Annotated in this window: 21 protein-coding genes and 1 riboswitch; of the genes, 1 reads left to right on the top strand and 20 read right to left on the bottom strand. The window is 57.5% G+C overall.

Annotated features, from left to right (window positions below; translation table 11 throughout):
- Nucleotides 1-113: 113 nt before the first annotated feature.
- The 8 genes from C8273_RS04130 to dapF all read right to left on the bottom strand — a co-directional run bounded on the left by C8273_RS04130 (nucleotide 114) and on the right by dapF (nucleotide 6,964).
- Nucleotides 114-1,253 (bottom strand): amidohydrolase, encoded by a 1,140-nt coding sequence (locus tag C8273_RS04130; RefSeq protein ID WP_106626510.1) that lies wholly within the window; start codon nucleotides 1,251-1,253, stop codon nucleotides 114-116.
- 75 nt (nucleotides 1,254-1,328) lie between these two features.
- Nucleotides 1,329-2,513 carry a methionine adenosyltransferase gene (metK, locus tag C8273_RS04125; protein WP_106626509.1) on the bottom strand — a complete coding sequence of 395 codons (1,185 nt, stop codon included), beginning with the start codon at nucleotides 2,511-2,513 and terminating at the stop codon, nucleotides 1,329-1,331.
- Between the two features lie 109 nt (nucleotides 2,514-2,622).
- Nucleotides 2,623-2,728, bottom strand: a riboswitch (SAM riboswitch).
- A gap of 69 nt (nucleotides 2,729-2,797) precedes the next feature.
- Nucleotides 2,798-4,087 (bottom strand): bifunctional phosphopantothenoylcysteine decarboxylase/phosphopantothenate--cysteine ligase CoaBC, encoded by a 1,290-nt coding sequence (gene coaBC, locus C8273_RS04120; protein ID WP_106626833.1) that lies wholly within the window; start codon nucleotides 4,085-4,087, stop codon nucleotides 2,798-2,800.
- A gap of 1 nt (nucleotide 4,088) precedes the next feature.
- A complete protein-coding gene (rpoZ, locus tag C8273_RS04115; protein ID WP_006692894.1) occupies nucleotides 4,089-4,319 on the bottom strand; it encodes a DNA-directed RNA polymerase subunit omega in 231 nt (76 codons plus the stop codon).
- 85 nt (nucleotides 4,320-4,404) lie between these two features.
- Nucleotides 4,405-4,998: a guanylate kinase gene (gene gmk, locus C8273_RS04110; RefSeq protein ID WP_106626508.1), complete on the bottom strand. Its 594-nt coding sequence runs from the start codon at nucleotides 4,996-4,998 to the stop codon at nucleotides 4,405-4,407.
- Entirely contained in the window at nucleotides 4,995-5,243 is a 249-nt protein-coding gene (locus C8273_RS04105; RefSeq protein WP_106626507.1) for a DUF370 domain-containing protein, read from the bottom strand. The genes gmk and C8273_RS04105 overlap by 4 nt, the downstream gene beginning before the upstream one ends.
- A 3-nt stretch (nucleotides 5,244-5,246) precedes the next feature.
- Entirely contained in the window at nucleotides 5,247-6,128 is an 882-nt protein-coding gene (locus C8273_RS04100; RefSeq protein ID WP_106626506.1) for a YicC/YloC family endoribonuclease, read from the bottom strand.
- The gene (gene dapF, locus C8273_RS04095) at nucleotides 6,125-6,964 is read right to left on the bottom strand and encodes a diaminopimelate epimerase (protein ID WP_106626505.1); all 840 of its coding nucleotides are present in this window, start codon (nucleotides 6,962-6,964) and stop codon (nucleotides 6,125-6,127) included. The genes C8273_RS04100 and dapF overlap by 4 nt, the downstream gene beginning before the upstream one ends.
- A gap of 292 nt (nucleotides 6,965-7,256) precedes the next feature.
- Between dapF and C8273_RS04090 the strand changes: the two genes are divergently transcribed.
- The gene (locus C8273_RS04090) at nucleotides 7,257-9,014 is read left to right on the top strand and encodes an Rqc2 family fibronectin-binding protein (protein ID WP_106626504.1); all 1,758 of its coding nucleotides are present in this window, start codon (nucleotides 7,257-7,259) and stop codon (nucleotides 9,012-9,014) included.
- A gap of 70 nt (nucleotides 9,015-9,084) precedes the next feature.
- Here the strand turns inward: C8273_RS04090 and C8273_RS04085 are convergent, their stop codons facing one another.
- From C8273_RS04085 to rpmD, 12 genes are all read right to left on the bottom strand, one after another.
- Nucleotides 9,085-9,966 carry an Rpn family recombination-promoting nuclease/putative transposase gene (locus tag C8273_RS04085; protein WP_106626503.1) on the bottom strand — a complete coding sequence of 294 codons (882 nt, stop codon included), beginning with the start codon at nucleotides 9,964-9,966 and terminating at the stop codon, nucleotides 9,085-9,087.
- Nucleotides 9,967-10,082: 116 nt separating this feature from the next.
- The gene (gene rplQ, locus C8273_RS04080) at nucleotides 10,083-10,415 is read right to left on the bottom strand and encodes a 50S ribosomal protein L17 (protein ID WP_006694683.1); all 333 of its coding nucleotides are present in this window, start codon (nucleotides 10,413-10,415) and stop codon (nucleotides 10,083-10,085) included.
- A 19-nt stretch (nucleotides 10,416-10,434) separates the two neighbouring features.
- The gene (locus tag C8273_RS04075; protein ID WP_106626502.1) at nucleotides 10,435-11,394 is read right to left on the bottom strand and encodes a DNA-directed RNA polymerase subunit alpha; all 960 of its coding nucleotides are present in this window, start codon (nucleotides 11,392-11,394) and stop codon (nucleotides 10,435-10,437) included.
- 50 nt (nucleotides 11,395-11,444) lie between these two features.
- Complete coding sequence (gene rpsD, locus C8273_RS04070) at nucleotides 11,445-12,038, bottom strand: 30S ribosomal protein S4 (protein WP_106626501.1); 594 nt, start codon at nucleotides 12,036-12,038, stop codon at nucleotides 11,445-11,447.
- A 20-nt stretch (nucleotides 12,039-12,058) separates the two neighbouring features.
- Nucleotides 12,059-12,451, bottom strand: coding sequence for a 30S ribosomal protein S11 (rpsK, locus tag C8273_RS04065; RefSeq protein WP_006307536.1), 393 nt, complete (start codon nucleotides 12,449-12,451; stop codon nucleotides 12,059-12,061).
- A 15-nt stretch (nucleotides 12,452-12,466) separates the two neighbouring features.
- The gene (rpsM, locus tag C8273_RS04060) at nucleotides 12,467-12,835 is read right to left on the bottom strand and encodes a 30S ribosomal protein S13 (RefSeq protein WP_006307537.1); all 369 of its coding nucleotides are present in this window, start codon (nucleotides 12,833-12,835) and stop codon (nucleotides 12,467-12,469) included.
- Nucleotides 12,836-12,849: 14 nt separating this feature from the next.
- The gene (gene rpmJ, locus C8273_RS04055; protein ID WP_006307538.1) at nucleotides 12,850-12,963 is read right to left on the bottom strand and encodes a 50S ribosomal protein L36; all 114 of its coding nucleotides are present in this window, start codon (nucleotides 12,961-12,963) and stop codon (nucleotides 12,850-12,852) included.
- Nucleotides 12,964-13,216: 253 nt separating this feature from the next.
- Nucleotides 13,217-13,435, bottom strand: a complete 219-nt coding sequence (infA, locus tag C8273_RS04045) for a translation initiation factor IF-1 (RefSeq protein WP_006307539.1) — start codon at nucleotides 13,433-13,435, stop codon at nucleotides 13,217-13,219.
- Between the two features lie 18 nt (nucleotides 13,436-13,453).
- Nucleotides 13,454-14,098, bottom strand: a complete 645-nt coding sequence (locus C8273_RS04040; protein WP_106626500.1) for an adenylate kinase — start codon at nucleotides 14,096-14,098, stop codon at nucleotides 13,454-13,456.
- 15 nt (nucleotides 14,099-14,113) lie between these two features.
- A complete protein-coding gene (secY, locus tag C8273_RS04035) occupies nucleotides 14,114-15,370 on the bottom strand; it encodes a preprotein translocase subunit SecY (protein WP_106626499.1) in 1,257 nt (418 codons plus the stop codon).
- 1 nt (nucleotide 15,371) lies between these two features.
- Nucleotides 15,372-15,815 carry a 50S ribosomal protein L15 gene (gene rplO / locus C8273_RS04030; RefSeq protein ID WP_106626498.1) on the bottom strand — a complete coding sequence of 148 codons (444 nt, stop codon included), beginning with the start codon at nucleotides 15,813-15,815 and terminating at the stop codon, nucleotides 15,372-15,374.
- Between the two features lie 19 nt (nucleotides 15,816-15,834).
- On the bottom strand, nucleotides 15,835-16,020 hold the full coding sequence (rpmD, locus tag C8273_RS04025) for a 50S ribosomal protein L30 (RefSeq protein ID WP_006692907.1): 186 nt from the start codon (nucleotides 16,018-16,020) through the stop codon (nucleotides 15,835-15,837).
- Between the last annotated feature and the right edge of the window lie 12 nt (nucleotides 16,021-16,032).

The raw sequence follows: 16,032 nt of genomic DNA, 5'->3' as shown, positions 1-16,032 counted from the left end.
TGTTGTACGAACACCCCTATCGGCTCGCTACGCTCGCCACTTCCCCCGTTGTGACGGGGGAAGCTAAGATGCCATAATCCTAGCCGCCCCCTTGTCGCACGGGGGCGGCTTTGCTATTTCAGCTTCTTGAGTGCTTCCTCCGCCATCCGCGCAAGATAGCGTGCTGTCATTGGGATTGCCGCAGGGTCAACCACGAACTTCGGATGATGGTTCTCGGGGGCAAGCCCCGTGCCGACGAATGCAAAGCAGCTCTCCATCGACTCCTGATAGTAGGCAAAATCCTCTCCCGCCATCCACGGCACGGCATCCACGACGGCAAATTCCTCCTGTGCCGCAGCGTCACGCGCAAGATCATTCCACCGCTCCGTATTCACGACGGCGGGCGGACCGGCTGTCCACGCGACCTCTGCACGTCCGCCAAATCCTGCGGCGATTCCGTTGGCAAGTGCCTCGACGCGCTTCTTAACAAGCGCACGATCATCTGCATCAAAGAGACGAATCGTTCCCTCCATCCACGCACGTTCGGGCAGGACGTTCCACGTCGTCCCCGCATTGATGTGTGTCACGCTGACAACACCAGGGCGCAGCGGACTAACGTTGCGCGCAACAATGCTCTGTGCTGCCGTTACGAATTGCGCCGCCATGACGATGGGATCACAGCCGCGATCCGGCTGTGCCGCATGCGTCCCAACACCGTGAAATAGGATCTCGAATTTATCCACGGACGCCATCATGCCGCCCGTACACAGCCCGAGTGTCCCCACAGGATAGATGGGACGCGCATGAATGCCGAAGATTGCCATGACATCTCTGAGTGCACCCGTATCGAGTATGGTGCGGGCACCTCCCGGTGCCTCTTCGGCGGGTTGACAGACGATATAGACGGTTCCCGCAAGCTCCGCTTCCTTGCCTTTCAGCAGAAGTGCCGCCGCAAGCACCGATGCCGTATGGAAGTCATGCCCGCAGGCGTGCATTTTCCCTGCACTCTGCGAGGCGTACGGCAGCTCCGTCTCCTCGTGTACGGGCAGTGCGTCAAGGTCCGTGCGCAGGGCGACGATGGGCTTTTCTCCCGTACCGATCACGGCAATAAGCCCTGTTTTAAGCGGCAGGTTGAGTATACGGATCCCCGCACGCACAAACGCTGTGCGCAGACGCGCCGTTGTCTCGAATTCCTCGTATGCAAGTTCCGGATGCGCATGCAGCCACTCAAATTCCGCACGTGCAAAGTCCATAATCTTTTGTTCGGTCATCATTCACCTCCGATGTACGAATAAGGCTGCCGCCGAAGATCATCTTCGTGCGACAGCCTTACTTTTATGGGTTACGACTTACAGCCCGGCTTCCTTCTTCAGCAGTTCTGCCTTGTCCGTCTTCTCCCACGGCAGATCAACGTCCGTACGTCCAAAGTGCCCATAAGCCGCCGTCTGACGATAGATGGGACGGCGAAGATCCAGCATCTTGATGATGCCGGCAGGACGCAGGTCAAACGTCTTCTGCACGAGCGAAACGATCTTCTCATCATCGATCTTTCCAGTGCCGAACGTATCCACCATGATGGACACGGGATGCGCCACACCGATCGCGTATGCAAGCTGAATCTCAACGCGATCTGCAAGCCCCGCTGCGACGATGTTCTTCGCGACATAGCGCGCGGCATACGCGGCACTGCGGTCGACCTTCGTGGGATCCTTGCCCGAGAACGCACCGCCGCCGTGACGTGCCCAGCCGCCATAGGTGTCGACGATGATCTTGCGCCCCGTGAGCCCAGAGTCGCCGTGCGGACCGCCGATGACGAACTTGCCCGTCGGGTTGACAAAGTACTTCGTCTCTGCGCGCAGAAGTTCCGCCGGAACGATCTCCTTGATGACCTTCTCGATCATGTCCTTGCGGATTGTTGCAAGGTCGACCGCCTCATCGTGCTGCGTCGAAATGACAACCGTATCGACATAGACCGGCTTGCCGTCCTCATATGCGACCGTGACCTGTGTCTTGCCGTCGGGGCGCAGATAGGAGAGTTCGCCGCCCTTGCGGACATCCGTGAGGCGGCGCGCCAGCTTGTGTGCGAGTACGGTTGTGAGCGGCATGTACTCGGGTGTCTCGTTCGTCGCATACCCAAACATCATGCCCTGATCGCCCGCGCCGATTGCCTCAGCCGCATCCATCGCACCCTCGCGCGACTCAATCGCCTGATTGACGCCCTGAGCGATGTCCGGTGACTGCTCGTCGAGCGAGACGAGGATGCCGCAGGTATCCGCATCAAAGCCGTAGCTCGCATTTGTGTAGCCGACCTCACGCACGGTCTGGCGGATGATCTTCGGAATATCAACGTAGCAGGTGGTAGAGATCTCACCGACAACGTGTGCCTGTCCCGTTGTAACAAGGGTCTCGCACGCAACGCGCCCCATCGGATCCTGCGCGAGAATCGCATCCAGAATGCTGTCCGAGATCTGATCGGCGAGTTTATCCGGATGCCCTTCGGTGACGGACTCGGACGTAAACAACATTTTTTTCATTTGAAACCTCCCTTGGTTCGTAAAAATTGCAGAAAACCTCGTTCCATCGTTATGGGAACCGCCCATAAGAAAAGCCCCCCTACTAAGATAAGGGAGGCTGCAACTGCCGCTCTCATCTCATAGGCGCTTTGCCTAAAGGAATTGGCACCGTTGGCAAAATCGCCATGGTTGCCGCAGCTTCATCGGGCCATTCCCTCCACTGCTCTGGATGAGGTATATTCTCTTCTATGTTTCGCATTGTAACGAATGTGGGGCGCGTTGTCAAGGACTATTTTCACAGATTCTTAAGATATTTCGTCGCACGAGTTTCGTGATTCGCCCCTTCCACCATGCTGCGCATGGTCCCCCTTCCCCGCAAGCGGGGCAGGCTTTTGGGAACTCTTCAACAGATCCTCAAGCCGATCCAATATCACGCCCGCAAGCTCCGATTTCTTCATAAGCGGGTGATCCTCGGCACGTCCGTCTGCGTAGAAAATCTGCACATGATTTGTCGGCACACCGAAGCCTGCATCCTTCTCCGCAACGTTGTTCGCGACGATAAAGTCGAGATTCTTCTTCGCAACTTTCCCACGTGCGTATTCCGCGACGTTCTGCGTCTCCGCCGCAAACCCCACGAGGATCTGATGTCTCTTTTTTTGTCCAAGCTCATAGAGGATATCGGGGTTACGGGTAAGCGTGAGCGTCAGTTCCCCATCGGACTTCTTGATCTTGTGCGCGGCGATCTCTGCGGGACGATAGTCTGCGACCGCCGCCGCCTTGATGACCGCATCCACACTGTCATACTCTGCAAGTACTGCTGCGTGCATATCGCGTGCGCTCCGCACATCCACGCGCCGCACGCCCACAGGTGTGACGAGCGGGGTCGGTCCCGCAACGAGCACGACCTGTGCCCCGCGCCGTGCCGCCTCGGCAGCCACCGCAAAGCCCATGCGCCCCGTTGAGCGATTGCCGAGGAAACGCACGGGGTCGAGTGCCTCCTCCGTCCCCGCCGCCGTCACGAGGATACGCCGATCCGCAAGACTCTGCTCGTTAGAAAAGTGTCGTTCCACGATGGCAACGATCTCCGCCGGCTCGGGCAGGCGTCCCGCCCCCGTCGCACCACAGGCAAGCTGTCCCACACCGGGCGGAATGATATGCACGCCGCGCGACGCAAGACGCGCAACATTCTCCTGCGTGACATGATTCTCCCACATCCCCGTATTCATTGCGGGTGCGATATAGCGTGCTGCTCGCGTCGCAAGGATGCTTGTCGTCAACATATCATCGGCGATGCCCGCCGCCGCCTTTGCGATGAAGTTCGCCGTCGCGGGCGCGACGAGAAAAAGCTCCGCGAACTCCGCGAGCGCGATGTGCTCAACGTGGTGATGCGGCTCCCCCCACATCGTCTCTGCGACGGGCTGTCCCGTGATCTCGCGGAACGTGAGCGGCGTGACAAAGGAGGTCGCTGCCCGCGTCATGATGACGCGCACATCTGCGCCCGCTTTCTTCAGCCGACTTGCGACCTCGACCGCCTTGTATGCGGCAATGCCGCCCGTCACGCCGAGGACAATGCGCCGCCCTGCGAGTGCGCCCACGTCAGACGCTCTCTGTGCAGAGGTCATAGCTGATCTTGCCCTCGGCGATCTCCTCAAACGCATTCGTGACGTTCTTCGTTGAACGCGCGCGCTCGGACTTCACGGGATCGCCCTCGAGCAGCTGGCGTGCCCGCTTCGCGGCAAGCACCACCACGCCGTAGCGGCTGTCCACCTTCGTCAGCAGCTCATCCGTCGAGGGATTCACCATCCCGATTTCCACATTCGTCTTCATTGCTGTACCTCTCTACTTTCTATATGCTGTAGGATACGGTGCAATGCTCCTAAGCGAACCCTAGTGGAGCGTGCATCGTAAGGCTTCAAATGTCAAACTGCGTCGGGTCCATATCCGCACGCAGACGCTCCGCCGCAAGGATCGTCTGAATCCGATCCGTCGCCGCCTCGACCGTATCGTTGAGCACGGCGTAGCGGTAACGCCTTCCGAGCCGAATCTCATCGCGTGCCGCCGCAAGGCGCCGCGCAAGGCTCTCCTCCGACTCCGTCCCGCGCCCCGTGATACGGCGCTGTAATTCTTCAAGTGACGGCGGCAGGAGGAAGATGAACGTCCCGTCGGGGCATCGCTCCATCACGTTCAGTGCCCCCTGCGTGTCGATCTCCAAGAGGATGTCCTCGCCCGCTGCACGCCGTTTCTCAATCGGAGCGAGCGGCGTGCCGTAGTAGTTGCCGTACACATCCGCATACTCAAGAAACGCCCCCGCAGCGATCATCGCCTCAAACTCCTCACGCGTGCGGAAGTAATACTCACGTCCGTCCTGTTCGCCCTCACGCGGTGCGCGCGAAGTCGCAGAGACAGAGTAAGCGAGCCCTTGTTCGCGTGCGAGCAGCTCCTTGCAGACCGTTCCCTTGCCCGTGCCGGATGCCCCCGAGATCACAATGAGAAGTCCCTTTTTCACTCTGCCGCCTCCTTTGTCGTCATGCGCCCTGCAATCGTTTCCGGCTGGAGCGCCGATAGGACGATGTGCCCGCTGTCGAGGATAATGACAGCGCGCGTCCGCCGCTTGTACGTCGCGTCGATGAGTCGTCCCGTGTCCCGCGCATCCTGCACCATACGCTTCACCGACATGGAGGTCGGTGCAACGATGGCGACCATGCGCCCCGCGAGGACAATATCGCCGAATCCGATACTCACAGTCTCCATGCGTCACTCCAAATTCTGTACCTGCTCGCGCAGCTTCTCGACCTCGTTCTTCATCGCAACAACAATCTGCTGTGCGGTGGCGTTGCTCACCTTCGATCCAATCGTATTCGTCTCACGGTTGATCTCCTGCAGGAGGAAGTCGAGCCGCCGCCCGACCGGCTCCTCCTCGGCGAGGATCGCACGAAACTGGGCGAAATGGCTCGCGAGCCGCACGAGTTCCTCCGTGATGTTCACACGGTCGGCATACAGTGCCGCCTCCTGCACAAGGCGTGTCTCGTCGGGCGTGACCTCCTTGAACTCCGCAAGCACCTCAGCGAGATGTGTACGGTAGTCCGCCACAATCTGCGGGGCGAGCTCCTTCACCTGTGCACGCTGCTGCTCAAGACGTGCAAGCCGCTTCTCAAAGTCGCGTGCGATATGTGCCCCCTCGGCAAACCGCATCGCGTCGAGCGCCGCGAGTGCCTGTGCGACAGCATCCAGAAACACCGCACGTGCGCCTGTGATGTCCGTCTGCTCGCTCACGGAGATCACGCCCTCATACTCCGCTATCATCCGCACACCGTCATTCAGCGGCGCATCCACCGCGTGGGCGACCTTGCCGAGTGCCGCGTAGTACGCGCGTGCCAGCCCCTCGTTGACATGGACATCGTACTGCTTTTCGCTGCGATCCTCGAAGTTGACATAGACATCGAGTTTGCCGCGGGCAACACGTGTACGGATTGCCTCGCGCAGATCATTCTCCCACGCGCCGAACGCGCGCGGAATATGCGGTGCAATCTCAAGGAATCGCTGATTGACCGCCTTGATCTCGACCGTCACACGGTAGTCCGCCGTCTCCGCCGTCCCCGCACCGTAGCCCGTCATGCTCCTGCGCGGCGCACTCATAGCGTGCCCTGCCATACGCCCGTAAAGACCGGCTCGGCAGGTCCCGTCATAAGGATATGCCCGTCCGCACGCCACTCCACGTGAATGATTCCGCCGTCGACCTCGATGTCCGCCGCACGGTCAAGCACATCGTTCAGTACGCCCGCCGTCAGCGTCGCACACGTCCCCGTGCCGCAGGCAAGCGTGATGCCCGCGCCGCGCTCCCAGACGCGCATACGCGCATGCGTGCGGCTCTTCACCTCGACGAACTCCGTATTGATCTTGCGCGGAAATGCAGGATAATTCTCGAACTGCGCCCCCAGTTCCGAAAGAGAGAAGCCCTCTGCGTCGTCCACAAAGATTACGCAATGGGGATTGCCCATCGAGACGCAGGTCATCTTGTACTCCGTACCGTCCACCATGAGCGGCTGTGCGACAACACGTTCCGCGCCGAACCCCGCTACGGGTATTTTATCTCCTTCAAGCACGGGCACGCCCATATCCACCTCGACCGCCGTCACAACGTCGTCCTGTGTGATAATGCGCGGAACCATCGTGCCCGCCAGTGTCTCAATCGTAAACTGCCGTGTTTTCATGCGCCCATAGTCATAGAGATATCGCGCGAAACAGCGGATGCCGTTTCCGCACATCTCCGGCTCCGTTCCGTCCGGATTGAACTCGCGCATCCGCACATCCGCCTTCTCCGAGGGGCAGACCACCATCAGACCGTCTGCACCGATGCCGAAATGCCGATCACACATCTTCACCGCGAGCGCAGCAAAGTCCATCGGCTCTTTATCAAGGAAGTCCACGACCACAAAATCGTTGCCGCAGCCCTGCCACTTTGTAAACTTCATCTATTACACCGCCTTGCTGCACGTATTGTACTATGAAATCCCCACACGTGCAAGGCACAACGCTTGCCTATTATGCTGTTGATGTGTATAATTTTTAAGAGTATGTTCCACGAGCGCCCCTATCGGCTCACTACGTTCGCCACTTCCCCCGTTGCGACGGGGGAAGCTAATATGCCGTAATCTCAAAGCCTCCCCCGTCGAAACGGGGGAGGGGGACCGCGAAGCGGTGGAAGGGGCTCTTCGGCGTCTTGACAACACGAAGAACAACTCCTTATCAGAAAGAAGTGATACCATGAGCCTTGACGGCTTCTCCATGTCCGCCCTTGCCCGTGAACTCGCAGACGCACTCACGGGCGGGCGCATCGACAAAATCAACCAGCCGAATAAGCAGTCCATTGTTCTCTCCGTACGTCAGCCGGGGAAAAATCTGCTCCTCTACATCAACACCAACGCAAGCAACCCGTCCGCACATCTCATCGAGAATGCACCCGAGAATCCTGCCGAACCGCCAACCTTCGTCATGCTCCTCAGGAAACAGCTCGAAACGGGGCGCATTGCCGCCGTGCGACAGGAGGGGCGCGACCGCATTATCCACCTCGACATCGACGTAATCGCGGGCGGCGGACGCATCACGACGCGCACGCTCACCCTTGAGCTCATTGGCAAATACAGCAACATCATCCTCCACGAGGACGGCATCATCACCGAGGCACTGCGCCGCATCGGCGAGAATACGAGCCGCGTGCGCACCGTGTTCAAAGGAATTCCCTACACACTCCCGCCCGTGCAGGACAAATATGACCTCTTTGCGGCGAATATTGACGATATTATCACACGCATACAGTCAGACACGGACAGCAAACTCTTTCAAGCACTTATCAACGCAATTCTTGGTTTCGGCCCCGTCTCAGCAAAGGAGATCTGCTTTCTCGCAGGTCTTGCGCCGAACATCCTCGTCTCCGAACTGGACACAGCGGACTTTGCCGAGATTTCCCATGCCCTCAGCGAGCTGCGCGCGTGGATGAAAGAGCCTGCACCCTCCCTGCGTTTGGACGAGAGCGGCAAGGTTACGGCGATGGCGGCATTCCCCCTCAGCGAACTGCCCAATACCCAGCGCCTCTCCTATCCCACTCTCAGTGCATTGATGATCGACGCGGATCGTCGTCTTGGCAGCTACGTCATTCCCGACCGTGAACGCTTCCGTCGACTCGTGCGCACGGAGCTCACGCGCGCGCGGGAGAAATACGACAAGCTCGGCGCGGAGATTGCAGCGGCTGAGAATGCTGAGGAGCAGAAAATCTATGCCGACAACCTGATGACCTATCAGTATCAGTACAGCGACCATGCCGACGATGAAATCACCGTCCCGAACATCTACAGCGAGCACGGTGAGACACTTACGATCCCTCTTGACCGCCGCATCGGCATCGTCGCAAATATGCAGGCGTACTACAAGAAGTACGACAAGCTGAAGCGCGCTCAACAGCTCCTCGCCGTTCAGCAGGAACACTGCATGGCAAACATCCGCCACCTTGAGAGCATCGAGGCATCGCTCGACTCCTCCACGCGTCTCGCCGAGATTGCAGAGATTCAGGACGAGCTGATTACCTCCGGCTATTTGCACGAGAAACTTCCGAAGCGCAGCAAGGATCGCCGTGCGCGTCCGTTCTCCTTCACCGCTCCCGATGGCAGCCTCATTCTCGTCGGCAAAAATAACGCACAAAACGACGTACTTACATTTAAGACTGCCGCCCCCACGGACGTATGGCTGCACGTCCGCGACATCCCCGGCTCGCACGTCATTCTTCGCACGAACGGAGATGCGCCGACAGAGGCGTCCCTCCACCTCGCCGCGCAGATTGCCGCGCACTTCAGCAAGGCACGCGGCTCATCAAACGTCCCCGTCGACTACACCGCTGCCCGCTTCGTCAAGAAACCCTCGGGCGCCGTCCCCGGCTTCGTCCGGTTCATCAACGAGAAAACACTGTTCGTCACCGAGGACGAGGAGGTGCTTGCGCCGATTCTCGCACAAGATCCGACTGTGGGATAATCTGCACAACAAAAGGCTGTCTTAGGAACGTCCCGAATTCCCTAAGACAGCCTTCTTTGCGTGGTATGAATTACGAAACCGCTATTCCATGCTCCTGCGCAAGTGCTCGTACGTCCTCCTCTGAAAGCTCCGAGGCTGTAACAACGGTTTCCATCGGCAGATTCATACGCAAAAGATTAAGTGCAGTACGCTGTGCGCCAAGACGAAGACCTTCTTTACGTCCCTCCTTCCAACCTTCCTCCCGTGAACCGCGCATATTTGTCATGTAGTCCCGCTCATACTTTTCCCGCGCTTCATATTTCCGGCGCTGACTCATATCCTGTAAATATTCATCAATCGCGTCCCATGCCGTTCCGATTGCCGCTTCACTCATCGCAAGTTCCTCCATTTCCGTATCACTCAGCTTGTTGTTCATAAACGCCATCCACTTGTCAAGCCGGCGCATGCTGCGCAGATCCTGTCGCCGCACCTTCGGCAGCTCCAAAAAATGCAGTTCAATATCGTCCGTCAGACGATGTGACTTTGCCGAATCATAGAGGCTGTATACATTATGAAACCCTTCCTGCGGCAAAAAGCGATATGCAAGCAAGTTGATTGCCACAGTTCTTCTTAGTGCATTGTAGTCCTTACTCTTTCGCAGGGATGATTGATAGAGCTTTGCCCAATAGTAGAGGCTGCGCTGTGCCATATTGTGCTGGTTCTGTATCTGTACCTCGATATTGACCTGCGTTCCATCATTCGTAATGCAGAGCAGATCAAGCACCGAATTCTTTCCCTCGGCTTCCTCCGCCTCAAGCGCACGATCGGCAAAGTGCAGATCAGTAAACGCATTTGTTCCCTCCAGCTGAAGCGTCGCATTGATAAAGGAAAGTGTGACTGCCTTACGCTCCTCATGCCCAAAGACAAACTTGAATAAGAGGTCATTGAGTGCGTTAAAATCTCTCGTACGCATAAAATCACCCCCTATCACAGCACTATCTAGCTGTTATTATTATAAATACAAAGCAATGAAGAATGCAACAAAAAACTCCCGAAACTTTCGTTCCGGGAGTTTTTTCACGATGCCACTTACACGAGCTCGATGATTGCCATCGGAGCAGCGTCGCCGCGACGGGGACCGAGCTTCAAGATGCGGGTGTAGCCGCTCTTACGATCTGTGTATTTCTCTGCGATTTCGCCGAAGAGCTTGCGCACAACATCCTCTTCTGCCAGTGCTGCGATAGCCTGACGACGTGCACTGAGATCGCCGCGCTTGGCAAGCGTGATGAGACCATCGGCGAGGGAGCGGAGCTCCTTTGCCTTTGCCTCGGTCGTCTCAATGCGTCCATACTTGAAGAAGGATGTGAGGATGCTCCTGAGGAGAGCCTTGCGGGCCGCGGAATTGCGTCCGAGCTTTCTCATGTGTTTCCCACTCCTATCGTTATTCGTTTTCCTGTCTCAAGGAGAGTCCAAGCTCCTCAAGTTTTTTCTTCACTTCATCCAGAGACTTGCGTCCGAGATTGCGCACCTTCATCATGTCGTCCTCAGTCTTCTGCGCGAGATCGGCAACGGTGTTGATGCCGGCGCGCTTGAGGCAGTTGAAGGAACGGACGGAAAGATCCAGATCGTCAATGGTCATCTCCAGCACCTTTGCACTGTCGTCGATCTCCTCGGGCGGGAAGTTCGGAACCTCCTCCTCCTCTTCAATGACTGTGCCGTCCATGTTCTGAAACAGGCGCAGGTGCATGACGAGGATCGCAGCCGCCTTGCTCACGGCTTCCTCCGGACGGATGGAACCGTTCGTCCACACGTCGAGGATGAGGCGGTCGTAGTCGGTGACGTTGCCGACACGCGTGTCCTCGACCGTGTAGTTGACGCGCTGCACGGGGGAGAAGATGGAGTCGATGGGGATGACCCCGATGGAGTCGTCCGCCTTCTTGTTCTTGTCCGCCGGTACATAGCCGCGCCCACGCTCGACGGTCATCTCGATCTTGAGTTTCCCTGTCGCATTCAGCGTTGCAATGTGAAGATCGGGGTTCAGGATCTCGATGTCGCTGCCGCATTCGATGTCGGCTGCGGTGACCTCACGCTCCCCGGTCGCCTCAATGCGGATCGTATGCGGCTCCGTGCCCTGCATACGGATGCAGAGCTGCTTCAAGGCAAGCACGATGCTCGTCACATCATCCCGTACACCCGGGATCGTAGAGAACTCGTGGAGGACGCCGTCGATCTGGATGGAGGTGACTGCCGCTCCATCGAGGGACGAGAGCAGCATGCGCCGCAGACTGTTGCCGAACGTCGTACCATATCCCGGTTCGAGCGGCTCGCAGACGAAACGCCCGTAGCATCCGTCCTCGCTGATCTCTGCGATCTCGATTTTCGGTTTCTCGATATCTGTCATCTATGTGCCTCCTCCATAATAAACGCGTAATGCAGACACATTTGCATTCATTATTTGGAGTAGAGTTCGACGATGGCCTGTTCGTTGACCGGCACGTCGATTTCCTCACGATGGGGGAAACGCGTGACCGTGCCCGTCAGATTTGCCTGATCGGCGGTCAGCCATGCGGGAGCGGAAAGAGCGTTGCCGCTCTCCTTGAGCTCCTTGAAGAACGCACTCGCGCGGCTCTTCTCGGCGACCTCGATCACGTCGCCCTCACGAACGAGTGCGGAGGGGATGTCAACGCGCTTGCCGTTCACAGTGAAATGTCCGTGGCGGACGAGCTGACGTGCCTGACGGCGCGTGTTGGCAAGTCCGAGGCGGAAGACGACGTTGTCGAGACGACGCTCGAGAAGGCTCAGCAGGTTTTCACCCGTGACGCCCGACATCTTCTTCGCCTTGTCATAGTAGCCGCGGAACTGACGCTCGAGGACACCGTAGATGAACTTTGCCTTCTGCTTTTCCTTGAGCTGAAGTCCGTACTCGGACACCTTGCGGTTCGTACGGCGGAGCTGACGCGTCGACTGGCGCGAGCGGCCGAGTGTAGCCGGCTCGAGACCGAGGGCACGACAGCGCTTTAAGACTGGTACTCTATCGATTGCCATGTTGTTTCATGCACCTCCTGTTAGACGCGGCGACGCTTCGGCGGACGGCATCCGTTGTGCGGGATGGGAGTCACGTCTTTGATCATGTTGACTTCGAGACCGGTTGCCTGCAGCGAGCGGATTGCCGCCTCACGCCCTGCACCGGGTCCCTTGACGTAGACTTCGACGGACTTCAGACCGTGCTCCATCGCAGCCTTTGCTGCCGTCTCCGCAGCCATCTGTGCCGCAAACGGCGTGCTCTTGCGGGAGCCGCGGAAGCCGAGACCGCCGGCGCTCGCCCACGAGAGGGCATTGCCGCTCTTATCGGTGAGCGTGACGATCGTATTATTGAATGTCGAGCTGATATGTGCAACGCCCGACTCTATGTTCTTGCGAACTTTTTTCTTGGAACGTGTTGTTTTCTTAACAGCCACCTCTACAAGCCTCCTTTACTTTTTCTTGCCTGCAACGGCCTTCTTCGGGCCCTTGCGCGTGCGCGCGTTGTTCTTCGTGTTCTGTCCGCGAACAGGCAGGCCGAGACGGTGGCGGCGGCCACGGTAGCAGCCGATATCAACGAGACGCTTGATGTTCATCTGAATTTCGCGGCGAAGGTCGCCCTCCACCACGGCATTCTTGTCGATGGCATCACGAAGTCGAACGACTTCATCCTCCGTGAGGTCACGCGTACGGGTATCGGGGTTCACGTTCGCAATCGCGAGCAGCTTCTTCGCGGTCGTGAGTCCAATTCCGTAGATGTACGTCAGGGAAATCTCAATTCTCTTGTCACGGGGCAAATCTACACCGGCAATACGTGCCATAAGTGCACCTCCTTTTATCCTTGTCTTTGTTTATGCTTCGGGTTCTCGCAAATGACCATAACACGGCCTTTGCGCTTGATGATCTTGCATTTCTCGCAGATTTTCTTGACAGACGGTCTTACCTTCACTGCGCTTGCCTCCTTCCGTCTCCCTAAGTTCAAGTCGATCTTTTCTATTCTAGCACAAAACTTGCGGTTCGGCTAGTAGAGGAAGCACTAATAAATTCAGCGCCATCATCTTGGCACATCCTTTTCGCCCTGCCATCGTCAACAAATCCTCCACATAGCCTTTTGCTATGCGTCCGGTTTGTTTCCTTGACAGGACAAAAATTCTGCACCAATCTGACGGACTTCATTTTATCAGCGATTCCTCCTTTCAGGACTATTTGAAGCGGTATGTAATACGTCCACGCGTCAGATCGTACGGGGTGAGTTCGATGGTTACCTTGTCGCCCGGCAGAATACGGATGAAGTTCATGCGTATCTTTCCGGAAACATGAGCTAGGACAACGTGTCCGTTCTCAAGCTCGACCTGGAACATCGCATTGGGAAGCTTCTCGACGACTCTTCCCTCTACCTCGATGACATCCTGTTTTGACATACTTCCCTTTCGCTCCTTTTACGCCTCAAGGACGGCGGCGAGATCCGCCTCGACCTTCGCGATGTCCTGTCTGCCGTCGATCTCCTTGTAAACGCCCGCCTTCTTGTAGTACTCGATCAAGGGGCGCGTGGAGGATTCATAGACGGAAAGACGGCTCTTCATGGTCTCCTCGCTGTCGTCGGCACGCTGATAGGTCGCACCGCCGCAGTCATCGCAGACACCCTCAACCTTGGTTGGATTGAACTTCACATGGAAGGAGTGTCCGCAGCTCTTGCAGATGCGGCGGCCAACGGCACGCTCGATGAGATCGGCAGCCGGGACGTTGATGTTGAGGACGCCCGTGAGTTTAATTCCGTTACCCGCAAGGATTTCATTGAGTGCATCTGCCTGCTCGACGGTGCGCGGAAAGCCGTCCAGGATAAAGCCTTTCTGGCAGTCCGGCTTACTGAGACGCTCGCGCACAATGCCGATTGTCACCTCATCGGGGACAAGCTTGCCCGCGTCCATATAGGACTTCGCCTCTTTGCCAAGCGGAGTGCCCTCTTTTACGGCTTCACGAAACATATCACCCGTGGAGATATGCAGAATACCGTAGCGTTTTACAAGGTTTGCCGCCTGTGTGCCCTTGCCGGCACCCGGGGGTCCCATCAAAATGATGTGCATATTGTTCCTCCACAATTATTTCATAAAGCCTTCGTAGTGGCGCATGACAACCATCGACTCGATCTGCTTCATCGTCTGGAGAGCAACGCCAACGACGATGAGGAGTGCCGTGCCGCCGAAGTACACGCCCTGAATGTGCGTTGCATCCGCAATCAGATTGGGAAGCACAGCGATAAATGCGAGGAAGAATGCCCCCGCGAGCGTGATGCGCGTCAGCACGTAGTCAAGATAATCCGCCGTCGCCTGTCCGGGACGAAGCCCCGGCACAAAGCCGCCGTACTTCTTTAGGTTGTCTGCCATATCCGGAATCTTCACCGTGACCGAAGTGTAGAAATAGGTGAAGAAGATAATCATCAAAACATAGAGCGTGGTCTGCAGTGGTTTGCCCCACTCCAGATACGTCGCCGCCGTCTTGACCCACGGAACGTCGATGAACTGTGCCACCGTGATGGGGAACATGAGCACCGACGAGGCAAAGATGATCGGGATAACCCCCGCCTGATTTACCTTAAACGGGATGTGGCTCGAATGTCCGCTCCCCACGCGCCCGCCGACAAGGCGTTTTGCATACGTGATCGGAACGCGGCGAAACCCCGTCTCGATGTGAATGACAAAGACGATCATTGCAAGCGCGATGACGGCAAACGCGAACACGCTGAAGTAGCTGATCGTACCCGCCTTGAGGTAGGAGTAAATCATGCCGATGTTCTTCGGCAGTGCCGCGACGATACCGGCAAAGATGATCAGCGAGATGCCGTTGCCGACGCCGTTTGCCGTGATCTGCTCGCCCAGCCACATGAGGAATACCGTCCCCGCTGTGAGCGTAATGGCAATGATGAGGATGTTCACGGGGTTCGGGTTGAGGATCGCAGTCTTGAGACCGATCGACATGCCGATCGCTTGAAAGAATGCGAGTGCAACCGTGAGGTACCTCGTGACCTTCGTCGTCTTCTTATGCCCCTCCGCGCCTTCCTTTGACCACTGCTCAAGCGTCGGTACAACGACGTTGAGCAGCTGGATGATGATGGCGGCGTTGATGTAGGGCGTAATGCTCATCGCAAAGATGGAGAACTTGCTGAACGCACCTCCCGAAAAGAGATCGAGGAGGCCGAACAGCGTGCCCTGTGCAAAGAGCTGCTCAATCGCCGTCGGATCGACGCCGGGCACGGGGATATGCGTCCCCATGCGGAATATGGCGAACATGATGAGGGTGAATACGATCTTCTGTCGAAGTTCCGGAATGCGAAAGATATTTCCAAGGGCATCGAGCACCTTAGATCACCTCGACTTTGCCGCCTGCCGCTGCAATTTTCTCCGCCGCGCCCTGCGTAAAGCCCTGCGCGCGAACGGTGAGGTTCTTTGCCGTGAGTTCGCCATCGCCAAGGATGCGGATACCGTCACGAACGTTCTTGAGGATGCCCGCCTCGATGAGCGCAACGGGATCGACCGTCGCACCGTCCTCGAAGCAGTTCAGGCTGCCGACGTTCACCTCGGCAAAGGTCTTTGCCCATACGTTCTTGAAGCCGCGCTTCGGAAGACGACGGTAGAGAGGCATCTGACCGCCCTCAAAGCCGCTGCGGACACCGCCGCCGGCACGGGATTTCTGTCCCTTCATGCCGCGCGTCGAGGTCTTGCCCATACCCGAGCCGATGCCGCGGCCGACGCGCTTCGTCGTCTTACGCGAGCCCTCAGCGGGCTGTAATTCATGCAGTTTCATAGATTCTAGCCTCCCCTCTTCAATCTGCAATCTCTTCCACCGTGATGAGGTGGGAGACCTTGTGAAGCTGCCCACGCACGGCGGGCGTGTCGGGAAGCTCGGTAACGGAGTTGCGCTTGCGCAGTCCGAGCGATTTCACAGTCTTGCGCTGCGTCTCAGGACGACCGATCAAGCTGCGCGTCAGCGTTACTCTGACTTTTGCCATGTTCGTTCCTCC

The organism is Candidatus Centipeda massiliensis (assembly GCF_900290285.1).
In the GTDB taxonomy this organism is placed as follows: Bacteria; Bacillota; Negativicutes; order Selenomonadales; family Selenomonadaceae; genus Centipeda; species Centipeda massiliensis.
The sequence above is the reverse complement of the archived record's forward strand: the minus strand, read 5'-3'. Positions and strand labels throughout refer to the sequence as shown.

Coding starts and splice junctions, on each gene's coding strand:
- C8273_RS04130 (WP_106626510.1), bottom strand. CDS start 1,253: ATGATGACCGAACAAAAGATTATGGACTTTGCACGTGCGGAATTTGAG.
- metK (WP_106626509.1), bottom strand. CDS start 2,513: ATGAAAAAAATGTTGTTTACGTCCGAGTCCGTCACCGAAGGGCATCCG.
- rpoZ (WP_006692894.1), bottom strand. CDS start 4,319: ATGAAGACGAATGTGGAAATCGGGATGGTGAATCCCTCGACGGATGAG.
- C8273_RS04105 (WP_106626507.1), bottom strand. CDS start 5,243: ATGGAGACTGTGAGTATCGGATTCGGCGATATTGTCCTCGCGGGGCGC.
- C8273_RS04100 (WP_106626506.1), bottom strand. CDS start 6,128: ATGAGTGCGCCGCGCAGGAGCATGACGGGCTACGGTGCGGGGACGGCG.
- dapF (WP_106626505.1), bottom strand. CDS start 6,964: ATGAAGTTTACAAAGTGGCAGGGCTGCGGCAACGATTTTGTGGTCGTG.
- C8273_RS04090 (WP_106626504.1), top strand. CDS start 7,257: ATGAGCCTTGACGGCTTCTCCATGTCCGCCCTTGCCCGTGAACTCGCA.
- C8273_RS04085 (WP_106626503.1), bottom strand. CDS start 9,966: ATGCGTACGAGAGATTTTAACGCACTCAATGACCTCTTATTCAAGTTT.
- rplQ (WP_006694683.1), bottom strand. CDS start 10,415: ATGAGAAAGCTCGGACGCAATTCCGCGGCCCGCAAGGCTCTCCTCAGG.
- C8273_RS04075 (WP_106626502.1), bottom strand. CDS start 11,394: ATGACAGATATCGAGAAACCGAAAATCGAGATCGCAGAGATCAGCGAG.
- rpsD (WP_106626501.1), bottom strand. CDS start 12,038: ATGGCAATCGATAGAGTACCAGTCTTAAAGCGCTGTCGTGCCCTCGGT.
- rpsM (WP_006307537.1), bottom strand. CDS start 12,835: ATGGCACGTATTGCCGGTGTAGATTTGCCCCGTGACAAGAGAATTGAG.
- infA (WP_006307539.1), bottom strand. CDS start 13,435: ATGTCAAAACAGGATGTCATCGAGGTAGAGGGAAGAGTCGTCGAGAAG.
- C8273_RS04040 (WP_106626500.1), bottom strand. CDS start 14,098: ATGCACATCATTTTGATGGGACCCCCGGGTGCCGGCAAGGGCACACAG.
- rplO (WP_106626498.1), bottom strand. CDS start 15,815: ATGAAACTGCATGAATTACAGCCCGCTGAGGGCTCGCGTAAGACGACG.
- rpmD (WP_006692907.1), bottom strand. CDS start 16,020: ATGGCAAAAGTCAGAGTAACGCTGACGCGCAGCTTGATCGGTCGTCCT.